This window comes from Corallococcus sp. CA053C (assembly GCF_003611675.1).
Taxonomy (GTDB): Bacteria; Myxococcota; Myxococcia; order Myxococcales; family Myxococcaceae; genus Corallococcus.
In genome coordinates this window covers 1-21,411 of sequence record NZ_RAWA01000132.1, presented here as the reverse complement: position 1 = coordinate 21,411, position 21,411 = coordinate 1, and the positions used below count along the sequence as shown (strand labels likewise).

Below are 21,411 nucleotides of genomic sequence, written 5' to 3'. Positions count from 1 at the left end.
CCCGTCGCCTGCTTCCGGGACGAGCGTGTCGCATGCCGTCTCCGGTCCATGTGTCCGACCGCACGCCCCACACGTGCGCTGGCTCCTCGCGACTTCGGCCATACCGCCCCCCCTCTGGCCAATCCCCGCCCAATCTGTACATCCAGGAAGCCCGGCATCCACTGTCGACAAGTGCCGGTGTCACAAAGTGAGGGCCCCTTCCTCCCGTGGGTCGGGGTGAGGGTCGGGCGGAGGACTGCGGCGTGTCAGGAAGGAGTCACGCGGCTAGGATGCGGCCCCATGTCCCGCTCGGCCCGACGCATCCCCACCGTGAACCTGTCCCACTACCGCTCCGGCACGCCCGACGAGCGGGCCCGCTTCGTCCAGGTGTTTGGCGACGCGCTCAAGGAGTTCGGCTTCGTGACCGTGGAAGGCCACGGCATCGAGGACGCGCTCATCCGCCGCACGTACGCGGACGTGGAGCGCTTCTTCCAGCTGCCGGAGTCCACCAAGACGCGCTACGCGGTGCCGGAGCGCCCGGGCCAGCGCGGCTTCATGGCGTTCGGCCAGGAGCACGCGAAGAACCGCAAGGTGGGGGACATGAAGGAGTTCTGGCACGTGGGCCGGGAGCTGCCCGTGGACCACCCCTACCGCGAGGACTATGGCGCCAACGTGTGGCCCGAGGAGGTGCCCACCTTCCGCGACCACACGCTGACGCTCTACCGGGAGCTGGACGACGCGGCGACGGTGATGCTCCAGGCGCTGGCGGACTACCTGGGCATCGCGCGCAACACGTTCAGCGACATGACGGTGGACGGCAACTCCGTGCTGCGGCTCATCCACTACCCGCCCCTAAAGGACCGCTTCATCCCGGGCGCGGTGCGCGCCGCCGAGCACGAGGACATCAACTTCATCACCCTCTTGTGTGAAGGCACGTCCGGCGGCCTGGAGCTGCTCACGCGCGACGGTGAATGGATCCCGGTGGACACGCTGCGCGGGCAGATCGTCGTGGACTCCGGCGACATGCTCAGCCGGGTGATGAACGGCGTCATCCCGTCCACGACGCACCGGGTGGTGAACCCGCCCAGCACGGAGCAGGACACCGTGCGCTACTCGATGCCCTTCTTCGTGCACCCGTTCTCCGACTGCGTCCTCAAGCCGCTGCCGCAGATGGAGACGCCGGACAACCCCGCGCGCCACCCGCCCATCACCGCGGACGCGTTCCTCAAGCAGCGGCTGCGCGAGCTGGGTTTCCTCAAGTAGCCGCCGCCCGGGCCATCAGCTCCGCCAGGTCCACGCGGAAGTGGCGAGTCCCTTCCGCGCCGTGGAGCCAGGCGCCCCGCCCCTCGAGCCGCGTGGGCTGCCACGGACGTCCCGTCTCGTCCGTGAGCACGACGCGGGCCACGGGGCCGAGCCGCTGATGGCCCTTGTCGTACAGCGAGAAGAGTTGGAGCTCGCACCGGTCCTCGTAGCCGCCGCCGAACAGCACGTGCGTGTCACTGACGACGATGGCGTGCGCGCCCCGCACCGGCGACTGCCAGACCGTGGAAGGGCGTCCGGGCCGCAGGCGCACCAGCGGGAAGTCCGTGTAGCTGTAGAACCAGGTCTCCTGCTCGGACGCGACGTTGAGCGCGTAGCAGTCCACGATGATCTCCTCCAGGCCGAGCGCCATCGACACGCCGCTCTCCTGACGCAGTCCCAGGGCATTGAAGCGCACCAGGCCGTCCGCGCCCATGGGCGTGGAGGCGGCATCACCGCGTCCCCATCCCCGGTTCCCGATGACGCCTTCGTCGAAATAGCTGACCCAGACCTGTCCGTCGGCCGTCGTCTGCACATCCGCGATGCCGTCCCCCAGCGTCAGCGCCCGCAGCAGCGTGCCCTCCCGCGAGTACACCCAGGCGTTGCGCTCATGCTCCTTCTCGGAGCGGTAGCTGCAACGCGCGTTCACGAGCAGCACCTCGTCCCCGGGCAGCGGTTGGACAAAGTGGAAGTCCGGCGCCTCGCGAGGCAGCGCGAACCGCTCCCAGGTGTCCCAGTCCTCCGCGTGGTGGAGGACCTCATCTCCTTCGCGTCCGCCGTCCGCGAGCCACCACAGCGTGTGGTCTGGCGCCACGCCCCAGGCCTTCGCCTTGCGTCCCGCGAGCGCCTCCGCCACGTCGACCCGCGTGTGCACCTCGACGGTGAGTGTCCTCTTCATGCGCGTCACGTCTCCTCCACGGCGCTCCGGGAAGACGGGCCCGACGGGAGCGCTGACGGAACCTGACGGTCCGGTGCCACGAGGCTCGCGCCTCCCGGGGGCCAGTGCCATCCTCCCCTTCCCGTGCCCACCTCCCTCGACCTGTTCGCCATCCAGCCGCGCGTCACGCTCGACGACTACGCCTCGCCAGAGACGTTCGCCGCACGCCACCGGGCACTCGCGGCGCGGGTGGACGCGCTGCGGCCCCGGGATGCTTCGGGCCGGCCGCTGAACCCCGCGCTCGCGGTCTGGCCGGAGATGGTGGGCGCGGCGCTCGCACTGATGGGGCACCTGTCGCGCGTGCGCCGCTGCAAGACGACGAACGGCGCGATGACGCGCGTGGCGCTGGCGGAGTGGCGGGCCCTGTTCCGCACGTGGCGCGCCTTCCGGCCACCGTCGATGGAGGAGTGCCTCTTCGCCACGGTGGCGCCTCTCGTGCACCGGACCATGTTCGAGACCTTCTCCGGCATCGCGCGCGACTACGGCCTGTGGGTCGTGGCCGGCAGCGCGCTGCTCCCCGCCAACCGCCTGGGCATCGACACGCCCGAGTACGCGCCGGCGGGCGCACGCACCTTCAACACCAGCTACACATTCTCCCCGGACGGTCACTGCGTGGGCGTCACGCGCAAGGTGAACCTGGTCCCCACGCAGGAGGACGTGCTGAACCTGAGCCCCGGCCGCCCCGAGGACCTGCCCGTGGTGGACACGCCCTTCGGCAAGCTGGGCACGCTCGTCTGCTACGACGGCTTCCGCGAACCGCACACCTCCGGCGAGCCGTGGTTCGTGCCGTGCGCGCAGTACCTGGACGCGCTCGGCGTGGACGTGCTCGCGCAGCCCTCCGCCAACGCGTGGGCCTGGGATGCGCCCTGGGCCTTCAACGCGCCCGGCGAGTCGCAGCTCCGCAGCGAGCAGTGGTTCAACGAGGGCCTCTTCAGCCAGCTGCGCACGCTCAAGCGCGTGCGCTACGCGGTGAACCCGCAGCTCACCGGCGGCTTCTTCGAGAACACCTTCGAGGCCCCCTCGCTCATCCTGGAGCGCCGGGGACCGGACGACGTGCACGTGCTCGCCCAGTCCGCGGATCCGCGCGGCGAGGACGTGCTCCACGTCACCGTGCCGCGCTAATCCCCACGGGGCGCATCCAGGGCCACGAGCCTCGCGTCCTCCTCCAGGAGGAACTTGAGCGTGGGCCCACGCTTCTCAGGTTCCCAGCCCGCGGCCCGCGCCAGCGTGACCACCCGACCCACCAGGCCGGGGCCCACGCTGCGCGTCTCCAGCGCGGAGGCATCAACGTCGCCGACATGGAGCCACGGATCATCGTGGCGGATCCATACGTGCAGGGCCTGACGGGTGGCCTCGGCCCACACGACCGTCAGCAGGCGGTAGGCGAGCCCTCCCAGGGATTCACTCCGGCCCTGGAGGCTCCACCGGTACGAGACGCCCTCGACGGTCAGCAGCCGCGCCACGCTAGTCCCCGAGCTTCTTCTTCAGCAGCTCGTTGACGAGGCCGGGGTTGCCCTTGCCCTTCATCGCCTTCATCACCTGGCCCACGAAGAAGCCGTACACGCTCTTCTTGCCGGCCTTGTACTTCTCCACCTCGCCCGCGTTCTTCGCGAGGATGTCGTCCACCACCGCCTCCACCGCGCCCACGTCGCTCACCTGCGCGAGGCCCTTCTCCGCGATGATGTCCGCCGGCGCGCGGCCCGTGCGGAACATCTCCCCGAGCACGTCCTTCGCCGCGTTCGCGGACACCGTGCCCTTCTCCACCGTGGCCAGGAGTTCCCCCATCTGCGCCGGGGTGAAGCGCAGCGCGGACAGCGGCGTGCCCTCGTCCTTCAAGAGCCGGCTGAACTCGCCCAGGAACAGGTTGGAGAGCTTCTTCGCGTCCGGCGCGTGGGCCGCGCAGGCCTCGAAGAAGTCGGCCAGCGGGCGCTCGGCGGTGAGGATGCGCGCGTCGTAGGCCGGCAGGCCGTACTCACCCATGAAGCGCGTGCGCTTCGCGCGGGGCAGCTCCGGCAACACCTTCGCCTGCGAATCCCGGAGCGCGTCCGACACGAGGAGCGGCTGGAGGTCCGGCTCCGGGAAGTAGCGGTAGTCGTGCGCGTCCTCCTTCGAGCGCATCGACCGGGTGATGCCCTTGTTCACGTCCCAGAGGCGCGTCTCCTGGTCCACCTTGCCGCCGGACTCCAGGACGTCCACCTGCCGCGCCGCCTCGTACTCGATGGCCTGCTTGAGGAAGCGGAACGAGTTGAGGTTCTTCAACTCGCAGCGCTGCCCGTAGGTGGTGGACCCCTTGGGCATCACCGACACGTTGGCGTCGCAGCGGAAGCTGCCCTCCTCCAGGTTGCCGTCGTTGACGCCCAGGTACACCAGCACGTCGCGCAGCGCCTTGAGGTACTCCACCGCCTCGTCCGCGTCGCGCAGGTCCGGCTCGCTGACGATCTCCATCAGCGGCACGCCCGCGCGGTTCAGGTCCACCAGGCTCTGGCCCGCGGACGCGGACGCGTCGTGCACGCTCTTGCCCGCGTCCTCCTCCAGGTGGATGCGCCGCACGCGCACCGTCTTCTCACCCGACGGCGTGTCGATGACCAGCTCGCCCCACTCGCAGATGGGCTGGTCGTACTGGGTGATCTGATAGCCCTTGGGCAGGTCCGGGTAGAAGTAGTTCTTCCGGCTCCACACGCTCGTGGGCTTCACCGTGCACCCGAGCGCCAGCCCCGTGCGCACCGCGTACTCCACCACGCGCTCGTTGAGCACCGGCAGCACGCCGGGCATCCCCAGGCACACCGGACAGGTGTGGTGGTTGGGTTCGGCGCCGAACGCGGTGGAGCAGCCGCAGAAGATCTTCGACTGCGTGAGCAGTTGCGCGTGGACCTCGAGGCCGATGACCGTCTGGAAATCACTCAGGGGCATGGCGGTGTCACCTTGCCGGCGCCTGCTCCCCGCTAGACGGGGACGGCGCGGCGGAAGAAGTCGTGCTCGCGCTCGAACGCGCGGGCGATGCGCAGCAGGCGGGCCTCGTCGAACGGGCGCCCCAGGATTTGCAGCCCCACCGGCAGCCCCGCTTGCGTGAAGCCGCACGGCACGGACAGGCCCGGCAGGCCCGCCAGGTTGCAGGGCAGCGTGTAGACGTCCATCAGGTACATGGACAGCGGGTCGTCCACCTTGTCGCCCAGCTTGAACGCCGGCACGGGCGACGTGGGCGACACGAGCGCGTCCACCTGCTGGAAGGCCCGCGTGAAGTCCTCGCGGATCAGCGTGCGGACCTTCTGCGCGCGCAGGTAGTAGGCGTCGTAGTAACCGGCGGACAGCGCGTAGGTGCCCAGCATGATGCGGCGCTTCACCTCCGCGCCGAAGCCCTGCCCCCGCGTCTGCGTGTACAGCTCCTTCAGCCCGCGCGCGTCCTTCGCCCGCTGCCCGTAGCGGATGCCGTCGTAGCGGGCCAGGTTGCTGGACGCCTCGGACGAGGCCAGCAGGTAGTACGTCGCGAGCGCGTACTTCGTGTGCGGCAGCGACACGTCCACCAGCGTCGCGCCCATCCGCTCGAACTCCTCCAGCGACGCGCGCAGCGTGCCCTCCACCTCCGGGTCCATGCCGGCGGTGAAGTACTCGCGCGGCACGCCCAGCTTGAGGCCGCGCACCCCGTCCTCCAGGCCCGTGAGGCAGTCCGGCGTCGCCACGTCCGCGGAGGTGGAGTCGCGCGGATCATGCCGGGCGATGAGCTGGAAGAGCGCCGCGGTGTCCCCCACCGTGCGCGCCATGGGGCCCGGTTGATCCAACGACGAGGCGAAGGCGATGACGCCGTAGCGCGACACCCGGCCGTAGGTGGGCTTGAGCCCCACGGTGTTGGTGAACGCCGCGGGCTGACGGATGGAGCCGCCCGTGTCGGTGCCCAACGCGCCGAACACTTCGCGCGCCGCCACCGCCGCGGCCGAACCACCCGACGAGCCGCCCGGCGTGCGCGTCAGGTCCCACGGGTTGTGGGTGGGGAAGTACGCGCTCGACTCGTTGGACGAGCCCATCGCGAACTCGTCCATGTTCAGCTTGCCCACGAGTGGCAGCCCCGCCTCCTTCAGCAGGCGCACCACGGTGGCATCGTACGGCGGGACGAAGCCCTCCAGGATGCGCGAGCCGCAGGTGGTCTCCAGCCCTTCGGTGAGGAAGATGTCCTTCAGCCCCACCGGCACGCCGTCGAGCGCACTGGCGGGACTGCCCGCGTGGCGGCGTGCATCGCTGGCCTCGGCGGCCTTCAGCGCCCCGGGCTCGTCCACGCGCAGGAAGGCGCGCACCTTCGGATCCACCTGGGCGATGCGCTGGAGGCTCGCGCGGGTGGCCTCCACCGAGGACACCTCTCGCGTGGCCAGCTTCGCCGCCAGCTCCAGCATCGACAGGTCGGTGAGCGTCGACGACATGGTGGGCTACTCCAGGATCTTCGGGACCGCGAAGGCGGTGCCCACCTTCGCCGGCGCGTTGGCGAGGCCCGCTTCCGGGGGCAGCGACGGCCGCATCACGTCCTCGCGCAAGAGCGAGGACGCGAGCGTCGCGTGGGAGGTGGGCTCCACCTGGCTCACGTCCAGCGCCTCCAGCTCCGCCACCGCGTCCAGCACCTGGGACAGTTGGGTGGCGTAGCGCGCCTCCTCTTGCGGTGTCAGTGACAGCCGCGCCAGGGTGGCCACGTGCCGGACCTGCTCGAGCGTGAGGGCCATGGGGAAGCCTCCTCCCGTGAGGGGTAAACCGCCTGCTACGAGCGCTTGAACAGGTTGAGGATGGCGCCCATCACCTTGCCGCCCTCGTGGCCGTGCTGCTTCATGACCTCGCCCAGCTCGCCCGCGTCCAGCCAGACGCCGTGGCAGTTGAAGCAGCTCTCCAGCTCCACGTTGCCCTGCTTGAGCGTCTGCAGGTCCATGCCGCACTTGGGGCACTTCATGTAGTGCAGCTTCTTGAGGTCCTCGCGCTGCTGGGCCGCGGTCTGCTGGGACTGCTGCAGGGCCAGCTTGCGCTTGGCTTCGATCTCCTCGCGCGCGAAGTAGTCGTCTTCGTTGTGGGAGGGCTTTTCAGGGGTCAGGTCGGACATGGTTCGGGTTCTCCTTGACGGGGGCACCATACCTTCTCCCCCACGGGTCGCAGTCGAAATGTAGGCCCTGTTCCGCCCCCTCGGAGGCCTGCCGGAAAATTGACCCCAGGCCGTCCCTCCCTATTCTCGCCGCGCGGATTGCTACAGCTCGCTACGCGGCTGGAATCGGGCAGAGGGAACCGGGGTCCATGACAGCGGCCAAGAAGGGTGGTCGGGCGGAGAAGGCAGTGCTCTCCCGACAGGAAATCGCGACCAAGCGCAAGGCGCTCGCGAACAAGAAGATGAAGGCAGGGGGGGCAGCCAGCCCGGCCAGACGGGCGCTCATGGGCGTCTTCGTCCTGGCCGCCTCGCTGCTGTCCTTGCTGGCGGTCGCCACGTTCGACGCGCATGACCGCACGGGCCCGGGCTTCCGCAACGCGGTGGGCCCCATGGGCCACCTCATCGCGGAGACGCTCCGGGGCGCGCTGGGCGTGTGCGCCTACTTCATCCCCGTGGGTGGCATCTACACCGCCGTGGTGCTGTTCGTGGGCAACCGCGAGCGCCGCCGCCTGCCGCAGATCATCTCCCTGGCGCTGCTCACGTGCAGCGTGGCCGTGCTGTCGCAGCTCATGTTCGCCAAGGACAAGGGCTGGGCGCACCCGCCCGGTGGCGCGCTGGGCGCGGGCCTGGGCGGCCTGATGGAGGGCATGTTCTCCACCGTCGGCACCGTCATCCTCGTCACCGCCATCAGCGCGGCGGCGCTCATCGTGGGCACGCAGTACACGTTCTTCAAGCTGTGCTCGCTGGTGTGGGCCGGCCTCACGGTCCTGGGCCGCCGCGTCTCCGAGTCCGCCCACGTCTTCTGGGAAGCGCAGAAGGTCTCCTACCAGGCCCGCCAGGAGCGGCTCGCGAAGGAGAAGGAGGAGGAGGCCGTCTTCCTCGCCGAGCTGGAGGCGGAAGAAGAGGAGCTGTCGGAGGCCGAGCGTCTGGCCGAAGAGGCCGAGGCCGCCGAAGCGGAGGCCCTCGCCGAGGAGGCCGTGCGCCTCGCGCGCCTCGCGGAGAAGGAGCAGGCCGCCAACGCGAAGAAGGCGGTCAAGGAATCGCGCGAGAAGCCGGAGAAGAAGCCCACGCGCGAGGAGACGCCCGAAGACGACGACGCGCAGGACGAGCAGCCCTCGGCATCTCCAGAGCGGGCCGAGCGCGCGGAGCGCCGGTCCCCGGGCGCGGATCCGGCCTGGGCCGCGTCCTTCCTCGCGCCCCAGCCGCAGCTGCCCGCCAACGCGGAGGGCTCGGAGCCGCTGCGTCGCGCCCGCAAGACACCGCAGATCGTCACCCCGCCCGCCGCGCCGTCCTCGCCGCCCGTGCCCGCCGCGTCGCTCGCCCCGCCGGTGGCCGAGCCCGTGAAGCCCGTGGTGGAGAAGCCCGTGGCCGCGGCTCCGGGCAACGCCCTCATCCCCGCGCCGCCCGCCGCCCTGGCGCGCATGCCGCTCATCGTGGAGCCCAAGGCGCCGCCCAAGCCCACCGCGGTGAAGCGGCCGCATGAGCAGTTCGAGTTCGTCGGCGACCGCAAGAGCTTCTCGCTGCCGCCGCTGGACGTGCTGGAGGCGGACAAGAAGGAGCGCACCGCGCTGGACAAGGACGCGTTCCTCGTCACGGCGGAGAAGCTGCGCGCGAAGCTCGCGGACTTCGGCATCGTGGGCGAGGTGGTGGAGATCCGCCCCGGCCCCGTCGTCACCATGTACGAGTTCCTGCCCGGACCCGGCATCAAGGTCAGCAAGATCGCCGCGCTCCAGGACGACCTGGCCATGGCGATGGAGGCCATGCGTGTCCGCATCGTCGCCCCCATCCCCGGCAAGGGCGTGGTGGGCATCGAGGTCCCCAACCGCGACCGCGAGACGGTGTTCCTCAAGGAGATCGCCGAACAGGACACGTTCCAGAAGAGCGTCAGCAAGCTCACCATGTGCGTGGGCAAGGACATCGAAGGCATGCCGTACGTCTTCGACCTGGTGAAGGCGCCCCACCTGCTCATCGCAGGCACCACCGGCTCCGGTAAGTCCGTGGCGGTGAACGCGATGATCATGAGCATCCTCCTCAAGGCCACGCCCGAGGAGGTCCGCTTCATCATGGTGGACCCGAAGATGCTGGAGCTCTCCGTCTACGAGGGCATCCCGCACCTGCTGCTCCCCGTCGTCACCGACCCGAAGAAGGCCGCGCTCGCGCTGCGCTGGGCCGTGGAGGAGATGGAGCGCCGCTACCAGCTGCTGTCCGAGGCGGGCGTGCGCAACATCGCCGGCTACAACAAGATGGTGGAGACCAGCGCGTCGGAGGTGAAGCCCGCCGCCGCGCCCGCCGCGAAGAAGAAGTCGAAGCCCAAGAAGCTCTTCGTCGTGGACGTGGAGGGCAGCGAAGCCCCCGCCTCCGCCAGCGAGGGCATGGGCGTGGCCGCCCCGCGCGAGGACGACAGCGACGACCTGCGCGAAGCCATCGTCTCCGAACCGTCCCCCGACCTGGAGGCCGACGGCGAGGTGGACGCCGAGTTCGAGGAGGACTCCGACGCGGCCGCGCCCGCGCAGGCCGCCGCGGACAAGAAGGAGCTCAAGAAGCTGCCCTACATCGTCGTCATCATCGACGAGCTCGCGGACCTGATGATGGTGGCGAGCCGCGAGGTGGAGACCTACGTGGCGCGCCTCGCGCAGATGGCGCGCGCGGCCGGCATCCACCTGATGGTCGCGACGCAGCGTCCGTCCACGGACGTCGTCACCGGCATCATCAAGGCCAACTTCCCCACGCGCATCAGCTTCATGCTGCGCTCGAAGCCGGACTCGATGACGATTCTGGGCACGGTGGGCGCGGAGGCCCTGCTGGGCATGGGCGACATGCTCATCATGCCGCCCACGAGCGCCCACCTGCAGCGCGTGCACGGCGCCTACGTGTCCGAGCAGGAGATCAAGAAGGCGGTGGACCACCTCAAGGCCCAGGGCAAGCCCGTCTTCGACGAGTCCATCCTCAAGCCGCGCGACGAGGACGTGGAGAGCGGGGGCGAGGAGGACGAGCTGTCCGACGAGCTCTACGACCAGGCGCTCGCGGCGGTCAGCGAGATGCGCTCCGTCTCCATCTCCATGCTCCAGCGAAAGATGCGCATCGGCTACAACCGCGCGGCGCGCATGATTGAACGCATGGAGCGCGACGGCGTGGTGGGCCCCGCGGACGGCGCCAAGCCCCGCGAAGTGCTACTGCGCGGCCTGGGCGACATGCCCGGCGCCGGGGCGATGTAGCCGGGAACGGACCGCCGTTCCCCCAAGGTTTTCCCCACGGGGGCGCTCCGGACCTGCTCCGGGCGCCCCCGTTGTTCGTCTTCCCAGGCCCGGAGCCACCCGCGCATGATCGTCGCCATCTCCCGCTTCCGAGCCTCCCCCGACGAGGCCGACGGCTGGGTCCACCGCCTCCAGGAACGCTCGCGGCGCGTGGACGGCTACGAGGGCTTCCTGGGCCTGGAGGTGCTGCGCTCGTTCGAGCGCTCGCCCGAGATCCTGCTGGTGACGCGCTGGAAGGACCGCGAGTCCCTGAAGGCCTACTTCCAGTCCGAGGACTTCCAGCGGGCGAAGGGGGCCAGCGCCTCGCAGGAAGACGCCACCTTCGCGATGTACGAGGTCGTGGCCACATGACAATCGCCCCGGGCTCGTCTAAGGGCGTGCACCATGGCTGAACGTCTTGCCCTTTTCGCCACCGCCGCGCGCGGCACCGAGGACCTGCTGGCCGAGGAGCTGAAGGAGCTCGGCGCCAAGCGCATCCGCCAGGACCGCGGCGGCGTGCGCTTCATGGCCGCGCTCGACGAGGCCCTCAACGTCTGCCTCTGGTCCCGCATCGCCATGCGCGTGCTCTACCCGCTGGGCGAGTTCACGGCTCCCGGCGCGCAGGGGCTCTACGACGCCGTCGCCAGCGTGCCGTGGGAGGAGCACCTCACCACCAACGTGACGTTCGCGGTGGACGCCAACCTCAAGGACACCGAGCACGCGCACTCGGGCTTCGTGGCGCTGAAGGTGAAGGACGCCATCGTGGACCGGCTGCGCGACAAGCTGGGCTCGCGTCCGGACGTGGACACGCGCAACCCTGACGTGTCCGTGGTGGCGCACCTGGTGAAGGAGAAGCTGTCCCTGTCGCTGGACCTCGTGGGCGACCCGCTGAACCGGCGCGGCTACCGCGTGCGCCCCACCCCCGCGCCCATGAAGGAGAACCTGGCCGCGGCCCTGCTGCGCGCGGCGGGCTACACCGGCCAGGAGGCGCTGGTGGATCCGATGTGCGGCTCGGGCACCATCGTCATCGAGGGTGGCCTCATCGCGCGCAAGCGCGCCCCGGGCATCGGCCGAAGCTTCGCGGTGGAGCGCTGGCCACACATGGGCACCCGCGCACGCGAGCTGCTCGCGGACCTGCGTGCGGACGCACGGCGCAACGAGCGCAAGGTGGAGGTCCCCATCCTCGGCTTCGACAAGAGCGAGGAGGCCCTGGAGGCCGCGGACCGCAACGTGAAGGCGGCGAAGCTGGGCGAGGAGATCCAGCTCGCCGTGGGCGACGCGACGAAGCTCGGGCCCCTGCCGGAGGGCGGCGGGCTCATCCTCACCAACCCGCCCTATGGCGACCGGCTGGGCTCCGGCGGCCAGAAGGGCATGAAGACCTTCTACTTCAAGCTGGGCGACTCGCTGCGCGCGCTGCCGGGCTGGCGCGTGTGGGTGCTGTCCGGCAACCCCGCCTTCGAGAGCGCCTTCCACGCGCGGCCCATGACGAGGCGCGACGTGTGGAACGGCCCCATCCCCTGCACCCTGCTGGGCTACCGCGCGCCGTTCACGCCCGGCGGCTCACAGCCGGTTCTCACTGCGCCGGGCGAGTCGCAGGAGGTTGCTCCGGTGCGTCCAGAGCATGAGGACGAATAGGCCCGCGGTGAGCAGCACGTAATCGCGCGAGCGCGCGGTGAAGAACGCGGTGACGATGGCGACGACGGCGGCGGACAGCGACCCTACGGAGCTGACGCGCCACTTCGCCACCACCAGCCCGTAGATGGCCGCCCCGGCGAGCGCCGCCGTAGGCACCAGCACGCACAGCACGCCCAGCGCGGTGGCCACGCCCTTGCCGCCCTTGAGCCGCAGCCACACCGGGTACACGTGCCCCAGCACCGCGGCCAGCCCCACCAGCGCGTGCGAGCGCGCGTCCCCGGGCATCCAGTGCAGCGCGAGCCCCACCGGCAGCGCCCCCTTGAGCGCGTCCAGCAGCAGCACCACCGCGCCCAGCTTCTTGCCCGCGACGCGCGTGACGTTGGTGGCGCCAATGTTGCCGCTGCCGCTGTCACGCACGTCCACGCCGCGCAGCCACCGCGTCAGCAGCACGCCGAAGGGCACGGAGCCGCAGAGGTAGCCCAGCAGGAGGAAGGCGGTGAGCACGGAGGACGGGGCGCGGCCCTACGACAGCAGGTGCGGGAAGCGGGTGTGCAGCACGACGTAGGCGTAATTGGCCAGCAACACCAGGGGGAACGCGATGCGCACCCACCGCCACTCGCGCTCCTCCAGCTCCACTTCGGGAATGGGCAGCGCGAAGAGGAAGTGCAGCACCGTCACCACCGCGGCCGCCGCGAACAGCAGCGCGAACACGGTGCCCAGCGGGTTGGCCTCCCAGGCCCCTGGAATGTTGAAGTGCGCGACGCGGTCCGCCACCCGGGTGAGCCCACAGCCCAGGCAGGGCCAGCCTGTGTGCTCGCGCAGCACGCAGCCCCAGAACGGGATGATGCGGGCCACGGGGACATAGCGCCCCACGAGCAGCCCCCCGAGCCCGAGCAGCCCGAGCCATTCGAATGTACCCAACCGGCGGTTGGGGGCGGGGATGGTGACCTTCATGCGCACCTCGTGCCGAGTGTGCTGGACAAGCCGGAAGGATGGAAGGGGCGCCTTGCCGGGGCCCGGAAACCTGGGCTAAGCGAACGGGCATGCACATGCTCCGCACCGCCCTCCTGACGCTGGTCGCCGTTCCCCTCGTGGCCCTCGCCGCGGAGAAGACGCCCGCGCCCGCCAAGGCCGCCGCCGCGACGAGCGACTGCCACCACCCCGCCGAGGCCAAGACCCCCGAAGCCGCCAAGGACGCGAACACCGGCTGGACGCTCACCCGGGGCGAGGCCCTCAAGGGCGCGCCGGCCGTGAAGCTCGCGGAGCTGCTCGCGAAGCCCCAGGCCCACGACGGCAAGGTCGTGCGCGTGGAGGGCCAGGTGCGCAAAGCCTGTGAGAAGAAGGGCTGCTGGATGGAGCTGGCCCAGGACGCCAAGAGCCCGGGCGTGCGCGTGACGTTCAAGGACTACGGCTTCTTCGTCCCGCTGGACTCCGCGGGCTCGCAGGCGCGCGTGGAGGGCGTGGTGAAGGTCGCGGAGCTGAGCGACGCCCACGCGAAGCACTACGAGGCCGAGGGCGCCATCGTCCCCCGCGGCACCGACGGCAAGCCGCGCGAAGTCCAGCTCGTGGCCTCCGGCGTCGAACTGCGCCGCCCGTAGCATGGGAGGCCGCAGCTTCAGCATGCGAGGCGTGCAGGGCGCGGCCGACCGGGCCGTGCAGCACGCCCGCGCGTGGCTCCTGGAGACGGAGCCGGGCTCGCGCGTGCACGACGTGCAGTTGGATCCGCGCTTCCAGCACCGGGGCGTGGACCTGCTCTGGGAGCTGCCCACGGGAGAGGTGCGCGGCATCGAGGTGAAGGGCGACCGCAACGCCACCCGTCGCCGCTACTTCTTCGAGCTGGTGTCCAACCTGGAGAAGGACACCCCGGGCTGCTTCCTCTACAGCGGCGCGGACCTGATGGTGTACGTGTTCCTCACGCAGGGCGAGCTGCACGTGCTGCCCCTGCCCCAGGTGCGCGAGTGGTTCCTGCCCCGCGCGAAGGAGTACGCCCTCAAGCACGCCTTCACCCAGACAGGCGCCATCCGCTACACCACCGTGGGCGCCGTGGTGCCCGTGCGGGACGTGGCGGAGGGCGTGCCCGGCGTGAGCGCGGTGAAGCTCAAGCGCGCGGCCACGGTGATGCCCGGGAGCGCGCCCCCGGAAGCGCCCATGTCCGAAGTCGGAGCCGGAGCCGTGGAGCAGGCCGGTGTCCCGGCCCCGAGCGCTCCCCCTGCCACGGCCGTCGCCAGGGCCCCGCGGTCACGGGGCCCCAAGCGCACGGGCACGGGGTGAGCGGCCCTCCCGGCGACTAACGCCGGCGCTGCGGCTGCGCGTGCTGGTGCCGGTGCTGCCGGTGGCCCGGGTGCATCTTGTCGTGCTGGGCCTCCAGCCGCTCCTGCGTGCCCATCAGCTCCAGGAGCGCCGCGCGGTCGTTCTGCTGCTTGAAGATGTGCTCCAGGCGGGGCACCAGGTCGAGCGACAGGTGGATGTCGTTCGCCTTCTCCGCCTCCGCCAGCAGGGTGCGACCCTCGATGGCCGCGTCGATCCACGCCTGCAGGTGGATGAGGCCGTCCACCGCGAGCAGGCGCGAGATGGGCGCGCGCGCCGCGTCGTGGATGAGGTTCTTGAGGTCCTGGATGGCGGGCTCGCGCTCGCCCCGGGCCGCGCGGACCACCGCCTGGGAGATGCCGCGCCGGTCGGGCAGCAGGAACTCCTCGATGTCGGCGAACGCCGTCGCGTCCTCCTGGTGACCCTGGACGGCCAGCGACTCCGCCAGGCTGTCGAACAGCTCCGCGTCCTTCTCGGAGAAGGGCGCCAGCGCCTCCTGGAGGAACGGCGCGGGCAGGTTGCCCTTGTCATCCAGCGTGAGGCGCGAGCGCAGGGACTTCACGCGCTCGAAGGCGGGGGCCACCGGGGCGTCCTGCACGCCGTTCAGGCGCTGCACGAGCGCGTTCATCAGCGCCGCCAGTCCCTCGGTGAAGTCCTGGGGGGACACGCGGTCGGACATCCACCGGCGCCACAGCTCCACGGCCGCGGCCACGACGTAGTCCTTGAACGGGCCGGTGCCCTTCCACGTGCCCTTCCACTTCTGGGCGATGCCGAGCGGATAGGTCGTCTCCGCCAGCTTGCGGTAGTCCTCCTCGCTCACGGGGATGCCGTAGTGCCCCAGCGTGCCCAGCAGGGCCTCCGTCGGGTAGTCCTTGAGGCCCTTCTGCTGCCATGACTTGTCAATGCGCTGCGTGCTCACCAGATGCGCTCCGAGGCCATGCGAGTGCCGGCCATCGGCCCCGCTGGGCATCTTGTAGCGGAAAGCGGGGCTTGACGGGTACGGCCTTGGCGAGCCCCGTCAGACGGCGGACGCCTGGGGGGCCTGCCCCGGCACGATGGGCCACACCGTGGGCTGGCGCCGCCCGTCCTCCACCCGGCGGGCGAGGTACGGGACGCACTCACGCTCCTGGAAGGCCCGCTTCCACGCGGCGAAGCTGCCGCCCGCGCGCCAGGCGTCCATCGCCGCGAGCCCCGCCTCCGGGCCGCACTGGGCCAGCATGTACTCCACCCAGGCCCAGCGCGCGGAGGTGGGCCGCACTTCCGCCCGCCCGCGCAGGCCCTTGCGCAGCCGCTCCAGCTTGTTCTCCACCTCGCGCACCCCCGCGAAGGGCGCACCGTCCAGCGGCGTGTTGCGCTTGGCCACGAAGGGCGCGACCCCCAGCGCCACGGGCAGGATGCGGGACAGCTCGGTGGTGAAGCGGATCAGCTCGTCGATGTCCGCGTCGTCTTCGTGCGGCAGGCCCACCACGTTGTAGACCTTGAGCTGCTTCATGCCCGCCGTACGGGCGAAGCGCGCCGCACGGACGATCTGCTCCTCCGAGTGCTTGCGGTCCACCAGGTCCCGCATCTTCTGCGAGGCCCCGTCCGCCGCCACCGTGAGGTTCGTCGCCCCGCCCCGCCGCAGCTGATCCACCAGCTCCTGCGTGAGCCGGTCCGCGCGCAGCGAGGACACCCCCACCTCGCGGCCGGCGTCCACGAGCGTGCGCAGCAACTCCACGATGCGGGGATGATCCGTCACCGCCGCCCCCACGAGCCCCACGCGCCGCGCGTGCTCGGGGATGAGCGACAGGATCCGCTCCGGGGGCACCGTGCGCATGCCGCCATTCGTCGTGCGGCGCATGACGCAGTAGTGACAGCCGCGCGAGCAGCCCCGCTCCGGCTCGATGAGGAACATCGACCGCAGCTCCGTGTGCGGCGTGATGATCTGCGTCCGGGCCGGCAGCCGGGCATCCGTCGCCTTCGCGACGTGGTAGCGCGCGCCGCCCCGCCCGGGCACGCGGAAGCCGGGGATCCGCGCCAGGTGATCCAGCAGCGCCTCGCGGTCCATGGAGGCCGCCGCGTCCAACAGGACGTGGATCAGATCCTCCGCCTCCCCCTGGACCAGCACGTCCACGAAGGGCTCCAGCGGATCCGGGTTGGAGAACGTCAGCGGACCGCCCGCGACGATCAGCGGATGCCTTGCATTCCGCTCCGCCGCAAGAACCGGCAAACCAGACAACTCCAACATCGTGAACAACCCTGTGAGCTCCAACTCATACGCCACAGAGAAGGCCAACATTGCAAAACCAGACACCGGTGCCTGGGATTCCCAGGTAAACAATGGCGTCCGTGTTCTCTTGTATGTCTCGACATCATCGGGAAGAAAGACACGCTCGGCCGTCGCCCCGGCGTGCTCATGCACCTCCCGGTAGATGGCCTGGTACCCCAGCGAGCTCATCCCTACGTGGTAGGGGCTCGGGTAGCAGAGCGCGACCCGGTAGGGCGCCTCCTTCCGGAGCGTGCCCGCTTCGTCCGCCAGCAGCGAGCAGACGTGCTCGATGAGTTCGTATCGGCCCTCCATGGTCCTCCAGACAGGTGCACTCCAGGCTGCATAAACACCACGGCCCCGGACCGCTACTCCCTCGTGGGGGAGGAGCTGCCGGGGCCGCGGTGGCCTTCAGGGTTGGCTAGAACCGACTACTTGAACGACGGGATCGCCTTCGACGGGACGCACCGACCCTCGTTGTAGCTCGCGGGGAACGTGCCGTTCTCCTCGAAGTACGCGGCCTCCTCCTCCGTCATGAAGGCGCCGCTCCAGAAGCGCTTCGGGACCGCCTCGCACTCCACGGAGAAGTCCGGGTTGATGCCCGAGCCCGTGCCGCAGTTGGCGAAGCCCAGCTCCGCATCCGTCTGGTCGACGCGCGGATCGCAGCCGGTCGCCGGCCACACCGCGCGCATCACGTACTTCGAGGTGCAGGTGCCCCGCGTGTACGTGACTTCACCCGTCAACTGCGTGCCCGGAGAGCTGGGCGACGAGTACACCTTCACGTTGGCCACCGTGTAGGTGGTGTTGGTCGGCACCCCGGCCACCGTCGGATTGACCGTCGCAACGTTGAAGTTGTTCGCCGAGCAGAAGTCGTTCTCATCCGTCGTCGTGGTCAGATCACCCGTGACCTGGAGGCTGCCGAACTCGTTGCCCGTGTCCGCAGCGCCCATCCGGGCAATGAACTGCGGCCGGATGACGAGGTTGGCGGTACCAGTCTCGGGGTTCGCGAACTTCCAGACCCCCAGATTGTCGCCCGACTCGAGCGTGTCCGGGCAGGCAGCGCCGCCGGGACCCGTCGCAGGCCCGACGGCATCGTACTTCGCCCACCAGGTCGCGAAGCTCGCGTCCTGGACGATGCAGCCAGCGGACGGCTGCTCGAAGTCGCAGGCGGTCAGGCTGCCTGCGGTCCCCAGAATAACCAGCGTTGAAAGAATGCTCTTGCGCATGTTGCTGATCTTCCTCACGTGGTCAGGTGGTTAGAACGTGTACCGGACACCGAAGCGGATCTGCCGCGGGGCCTGGTACCGGTCGGGGTTCTTGAAGTTCTTGTTCACGTCTTCCGCTGCCAGGAGGCCCGTGCCGTCCGCGAGAGGAACCTTGCCGACGTTGGTGTCCGTGGGGAGGTCGGCAGCGGTGCCACCCGTCTGGGTCTTCGGGTCGTAGACCGGGAGGACCTGCGAGAACGTGTAGGACTCGTCCACGCTGTCCACGCCCTGGAAGTTGAAGAGGTTGAACACGTCCAGGGTGAAGGACACGACGCTGTCCTTGCTCACGCGGTAGTTGACGCCCACGTTGGAGTCGATGCTGTTGATCCACGGGGTGCGACCACCGGTGCCGCGCGGCAGGACGAACGTCTCATCCTGGCCGTAGCCCGGGTAGGCGCCGAGGTAGTTGATCGGCTGACCCGAGTTGCCGCGGTACGACAGACCGACGCTGGCGGACAACGCGTTGGAGAAGTTGACCTCCTTGGCGCCGAACACCTTGATGGCGTGCGTACGGTCGAAGGGCAGCAGACCCTTGCGGTTGTTCAGGAGGGCCACCAGGTCGAAGTCCGCGAGGATGTTCGGGTCGAGCTGGTTGTTCTCCGGGCGGAACAGACCGGGGTAGTTGCCGTACAGGCGGGACCACGTGTAGCTCGCCTGCGCCAGCCAGCCGTCCGTGAACGTGCGGTTCAGGTAGGCCGTCACCGCGTCGTAGTCACGCACCGGCGTCGGGAACTCCTTGGCGAAGCCGCTGCCGGGGTTGCCGAGGAAGTACGTATTGCCGTCATCGCGGCTCATGTCCTCGATGACCTTGCCCATGCTGCGGTGCGTGTAGCTGGCACCGAGGCGGGTGTTGGCGATGAGCTCGTACTCACCACCGACCACGAACTCGTCGGAGGACTGGGGCGAGATGTCCGGGTCGACCGGCTCGCTCTGCACCAGACCACCGCTGTAGAGCCGGTTCGAGTTCGTCGTCGACTCGGCGCGGGGCACGATGAACTGCTCGTTCGCGCAGTTGCCGCGCTGGCCTTCCAGCGAGCTCGGATCGCAACCACCCTCGGTTCCCGGCTCCGCCAGGTAGCGACGCGCGCTGAAGCGGCGCTCGCCCGGGAAGGCGCGGTCCATCATGTTGAGGGGGACCTGCTCGTAGTACCGGGCGAAGTTGACGAACAGCTTCGCACGGCCGTTGGCGAACGGATCCAGCACGGCGCCGAGACGAGGCGACCACTGGTTGCCGAGCTGCAGCGCCAAGTTGCCGTCGCCGCCGTACATGGACTGCACGTCGTAGCGCACGCCCAGGTTCAGGGTGACGCGGTTGGCGATGGACCAGCTGTCCTGGAGGAAGCCACCGATGGTGGTGCTGTTCGTCGAGGACTTCTGGAGCGTCTCGAACACCGGCGTGTCAGGCGCCGTCTGGTAGCCGTAGCGGCGGTTGTCCGTCCAGATGTGGCGGCCACCCGGCTGGTCGCTGCCGCTGCCGGCCTCCTGCAGGAAGACGCTACCGGAGTAGGCCTTCTTCTGGTCGTAGGCCAGGAACTCGGTGTCCACACCCGCCTTGAAGACGTGCGTGCCGAGCGCGTTGAGCAGGTACGTGCCCTTCGCGTTGATCTGGTAACGATCCAGCGTCGCCTCGGTGAGGTAGCCAGGGCCGCCGACGAAGTAGTTCGTGATCGGGCAGCGGACGGCCTGCTCTTCCACGGACTCGCCGCAGTACTGGGTCGCGTTGGGCACGTTCTCGAACGTGGTCAGCGCACGCGTACGCGTGTACTGCGCCAGCGCGTAGCCCGCCAGGCCGTTCGTCGTGCCGATGGCGCTGCCATCCGCAGGAGGCGTGCCCGCGGTCTGGTGGAACCAGCCGACGTTCGCGTCGACCAGGACCTTCTTCTCCAGGAAGGCACCGGCGTACTTCAGGGCGAGGCCCGTGGAGTTCGCGCGGTTCTCGGTCAGGCCGATGTTCTCGAGGCTCGAGTTCTGAGCGCCCGGCAGACCACCCGTACGGGGGTTGATCTGCAGCTTGCCCAGACCACCCGACACGGTCGGGGTGCCGTTCAGGGCGAACGACACGTTGTGGTCCTGGTTGATGAGGTACGTCAGCTTGCCCATGAACTGGATCGTGCGCGAGTCAGCGAAGTACTTGCGCTCGGACCCGGGGATCTGCTGGACCTTGCTGAAGCCGTTCTCGTCCTTCGCGAGCGGGTTCTCCGCGTCCTCGGCCGGGTCGAACGGGTTCTCCAGCTGGAAGGCGTTGAGCGCACGGGTGTGCTCGTAGCGCTGGAACGACGGCGCGAAGCCGGCGAAGAACCAGAGCTTGTCCTTCAGGATGGGACCACCGAGGGTCGCGCCGAAGTCACCCAGGTTGCTCAGGGCGTTCAGACCGGTGACCGTGGTGCCGTCCTCGACGACCAGCTTCCGCTTGCCCTCGAGGGCGCCGGGAGTCCAGTTCGCGAACACGGAGCCGTGGAACTCGTTGGAGCCCGACCGGGTCACCGCGTTGATGACACCGCCCGTGGAGCGACCGAACTCCGGCATGTAGCCGCCGGTGATGATGTTCACGTCCTGCACGAACTCGATGCTCAGCGGGCTGGCGTTCACGCCGAAGGCCGGGTCGTTCGTGGACAGACCGTCCACCACGTAGCCGTTCTCGGGCGAGGTCGTGCCGTTGATGGACACGCCGTACTGGTCGGACTGGGCGCCCGGGGCGAGCTCGGCCAGGGACTCAAAGGAGCGCGTCGCGCCACCCTTGCCCACCGGACGGGCCACCGCGATGCGCTTGATGAACTCCTGATCCACGTTCACGCCGGTGTTCGTGGAACCGACGTCGATCGTCGGCGGGCTGCCGATGACTTCGACGGTCTGCGTGAAGCTGTCAGGCAGCAGCTCCACGTTCACGCGGATGGTGCGGTTGAGGAGCAGCTGGATTTCCGGGCGGGCGTAAGGCTTGAACGTCTCCTTCTCGAACCGCAACGTGTACGTACCGGGTGGCAGCTGGGGAATACGATAGTTACCCTGAGCGTCGGTAACCACGGTCTGCTCGCCCTGCAGATTGGGCGAGGTAGCGGTCACAACAACGTCGGCCGCCGGCTTCTTGTCCTCCGTGTTGATGACGGTGCCGATGATGACGCTGGACTGCGCAAAAGCCGCGGATCCATACAGCAGACCTGCAGCAAGGACGACTCCGGTTTCCCGAAGTACTTGTTTCACTTGCATACCTGACCCCTCCAAGGTGGGCTGCAACCGAAAATGACTTGGGAAAATATCCGAGGTCAAGCAGTTGTCAATAGACCGTTGCTTTTTGGTAACCAGTGGGGCATTGCGCGATCACGTCGGCGGCGCCCGACACGGTTGCTTGAACCCGGAACCCTTTTCTGTATGGTAGCCGCCCTTCAATCCGGGCAGGGCGGGAT

At 69.5% G+C, this 21,411-nt stretch carries 19 protein-coding genes; 7 read left to right on the top strand and 12 right to left on the bottom strand.

Going from position 1 to position 21,411, the window contains the following annotated elements; translation table 11 throughout:
• Nucleotides 1–279: 279 nt before the first annotated feature.
• A complete protein-coding gene (locus D7V97_RS18995; protein WP_120612064.1) occupies nucleotides 280–1,242 on the top strand; it encodes an isopenicillin N synthase family oxygenase in 963 nt (320 codons plus the stop codon).
• On the opposite strand, the gene D7V97_RS18990 is transcribed toward D7V97_RS18995, so the two are convergent.
• Complete coding sequence (locus tag D7V97_RS18990; protein ID WP_147444869.1) at nucleotides 1,235–2,176, bottom strand: hypothetical protein; 942 nt, start codon at nucleotides 2,174–2,176, stop codon at nucleotides 1,235–1,237. The genes D7V97_RS18995 and D7V97_RS18990 overlap by 8 nt on opposite strands.
• A 123-nt stretch (nucleotides 2,177–2,299) precedes the next feature.
• On the opposite strand from D7V97_RS18990, the gene D7V97_RS18985 reads away from it, so the two are divergent.
• Complete coding sequence (locus D7V97_RS18985; RefSeq protein WP_120612062.1) at nucleotides 2,300–3,337, top strand: carbon-nitrogen hydrolase family protein; 1,038 nt, start codon at nucleotides 2,300–2,302, stop codon at nucleotides 3,335–3,337.
• On the opposite strand, the gene D7V97_RS18980 is transcribed toward D7V97_RS18985, so the two are convergent.
• Genes D7V97_RS18980 through D7V97_RS18960 form a run of 5 tightly spaced genes read right to left on the bottom strand, consistent with a single transcriptional unit; the run spans nucleotide 3,334 to nucleotide 7,286 of the window.
• On the bottom strand, nucleotides 3,334–3,678 hold the full coding sequence (locus tag D7V97_RS18980; protein ID WP_120612061.1) for a hypothetical protein: 345 nt from the start codon (nucleotides 3,676–3,678) through the stop codon (nucleotides 3,334–3,336). The two genes, D7V97_RS18985 and D7V97_RS18980, sit on opposite strands and share 4 nt — an antisense overlap.
• Before the next feature lies 1 nt (nucleotide 3,679).
• Nucleotides 3,680–5,125: an Asp-tRNA(Asn)/Glu-tRNA(Gln) amidotransferase subunit GatB gene (gatB, locus tag D7V97_RS18975; RefSeq protein WP_120612060.1), complete on the bottom strand. Its 1,446-nt coding sequence runs from the start codon at nucleotides 5,123–5,125 to the stop codon at nucleotides 3,680–3,682.
• Nucleotides 5,126–5,157: 32 nt separating this feature from the next.
• Nucleotides 5,158–6,624, bottom strand: coding sequence for an Asp-tRNA(Asn)/Glu-tRNA(Gln) amidotransferase subunit GatA (gene gatA / locus D7V97_RS18970; RefSeq protein ID WP_120612059.1), 1,467 nt, complete (start codon nucleotides 6,622–6,624; stop codon nucleotides 5,158–5,160).
• Nucleotides 6,625–6,630: 6 nt separating this feature from the next.
• Entirely contained in the window at nucleotides 6,631–6,918 is a 288-nt protein-coding gene (gene gatC / locus D7V97_RS18965; RefSeq protein WP_120537697.1) for an Asp-tRNA(Asn)/Glu-tRNA(Gln) amidotransferase subunit GatC, read from the bottom strand.
• A 35-nt stretch (nucleotides 6,919–6,953) separates the two neighbouring features.
• Nucleotides 6,954–7,286: a zf-TFIIB domain-containing protein gene (locus D7V97_RS18960; RefSeq protein ID WP_120612058.1), complete on the bottom strand. Its 333-nt coding sequence runs from the start codon at nucleotides 7,284–7,286 to the stop codon at nucleotides 6,954–6,956.
• A gap of 188 nt (nucleotides 7,287–7,474) precedes the next feature.
• Here D7V97_RS18960 and D7V97_RS18955 point away from each other — a divergent pair, with 188 nt between their 5' ends.
• The 3 genes from D7V97_RS18955 to D7V97_RS18945 all read left to right on the top strand — a co-directional run bounded on the left by D7V97_RS18955 (nucleotide 7,475) and on the right by D7V97_RS18945 (nucleotide 12,193).
• A complete protein-coding gene (locus D7V97_RS18955) occupies nucleotides 7,475–10,540 on the top strand; it encodes a DNA translocase FtsK 4TM domain-containing protein (RefSeq protein ID WP_199728858.1) in 3,066 nt (1,021 codons plus the stop codon).
• A gap of 105 nt (nucleotides 10,541–10,645) precedes the next feature.
• The gene (locus D7V97_RS18950; RefSeq protein ID WP_120612057.1) at nucleotides 10,646–10,930 is read left to right on the top strand and encodes an antibiotic biosynthesis monooxygenase; all 285 of its coding nucleotides are present in this window, start codon (nucleotides 10,646–10,648) and stop codon (nucleotides 10,928–10,930) included.
• 33 nt (nucleotides 10,931–10,963) lie between these two features.
• The gene (locus D7V97_RS18945) at nucleotides 10,964–12,193 is read left to right on the top strand and encodes a class I SAM-dependent RNA methyltransferase (RefSeq protein WP_120612056.1); all 1,230 of its coding nucleotides are present in this window, start codon (nucleotides 10,964–10,966) and stop codon (nucleotides 12,191–12,193) included.
• Here the strand turns inward: D7V97_RS18945 and plsY are convergent.
• Nucleotides 12,119–12,697 carry a glycerol-3-phosphate 1-O-acyltransferase PlsY gene (plsY, locus tag D7V97_RS18940; protein ID WP_120612055.1) on the bottom strand — a complete coding sequence of 193 codons (579 nt, stop codon included), beginning with the start codon at nucleotides 12,695–12,697 and terminating at the stop codon, nucleotides 12,119–12,121. The genes D7V97_RS18945 and plsY overlap by 75 nt on opposite strands.
• 18 nt (nucleotides 12,698–12,715) lie before the next feature.
• A complete protein-coding gene (locus D7V97_RS18935; RefSeq protein ID WP_120612054.1) occupies nucleotides 12,716–13,147 on the bottom strand; it encodes a DUF2752 domain-containing protein in 432 nt (143 codons plus the stop codon).
• A gap of 89 nt (nucleotides 13,148–13,236) precedes the next feature.
• Between D7V97_RS18935 and D7V97_RS18930 the strand changes: the two genes are divergently transcribed.
• On the top strand, nucleotides 13,237–13,791 hold the full coding sequence (locus tag D7V97_RS18930) for a DUF4920 domain-containing protein (protein ID WP_199728857.1): 555 nt from the start codon (nucleotides 13,237–13,239) through the stop codon (nucleotides 13,789–13,791).
• Nucleotides 13,792–13,813: 22 nt separating this feature from the next.
• Complete coding sequence (locus D7V97_RS18925) at nucleotides 13,814–14,464, top strand: hypothetical protein (RefSeq protein ID WP_233582967.1); 651 nt, start codon at nucleotides 13,814–13,816, stop codon at nucleotides 14,462–14,464.
• Nucleotides 14,465–14,480: 16 nt separating this feature from the next.
• Here the strand turns inward: D7V97_RS18925 and D7V97_RS18920 are convergent, their stop codons facing one another.
• The 4 genes from D7V97_RS18920 to D7V97_RS18905 form a co-directional block, all read right to left on the bottom strand.
• Nucleotides 14,481–15,419 carry a hypothetical protein gene (locus tag D7V97_RS18920; RefSeq protein WP_120612051.1) on the bottom strand — a complete coding sequence of 313 codons (939 nt, stop codon included), beginning with the start codon at nucleotides 15,417–15,419 and terminating at the stop codon, nucleotides 14,481–14,483.
• Nucleotides 15,420–15,518: 99 nt separating this feature from the next.
• Nucleotides 15,519–17,060, bottom strand: a complete 1,542-nt coding sequence (locus tag D7V97_RS18915; RefSeq protein ID WP_120612050.1) for a radical SAM protein — start codon at nucleotides 17,058–17,060, stop codon at nucleotides 15,519–15,521.
• Between the two features lie 116 nt (nucleotides 17,061–17,176).
• Nucleotides 17,177–17,971, bottom strand: coding sequence for a hypothetical protein (locus D7V97_RS18910; RefSeq protein WP_120612049.1), 795 nt, complete (start codon nucleotides 17,969–17,971; stop codon nucleotides 17,177–17,179).
• Between the two features lie 30 nt (nucleotides 17,972–18,001).
• Complete coding sequence (locus tag D7V97_RS18905; RefSeq protein WP_120612048.1) at nucleotides 18,002–21,214, bottom strand: TonB-dependent receptor; 3,213 nt, start codon at nucleotides 21,212–21,214, stop codon at nucleotides 18,002–18,004.
• Nucleotides 21,215–21,411: the final 197 nt, after the last annotated feature.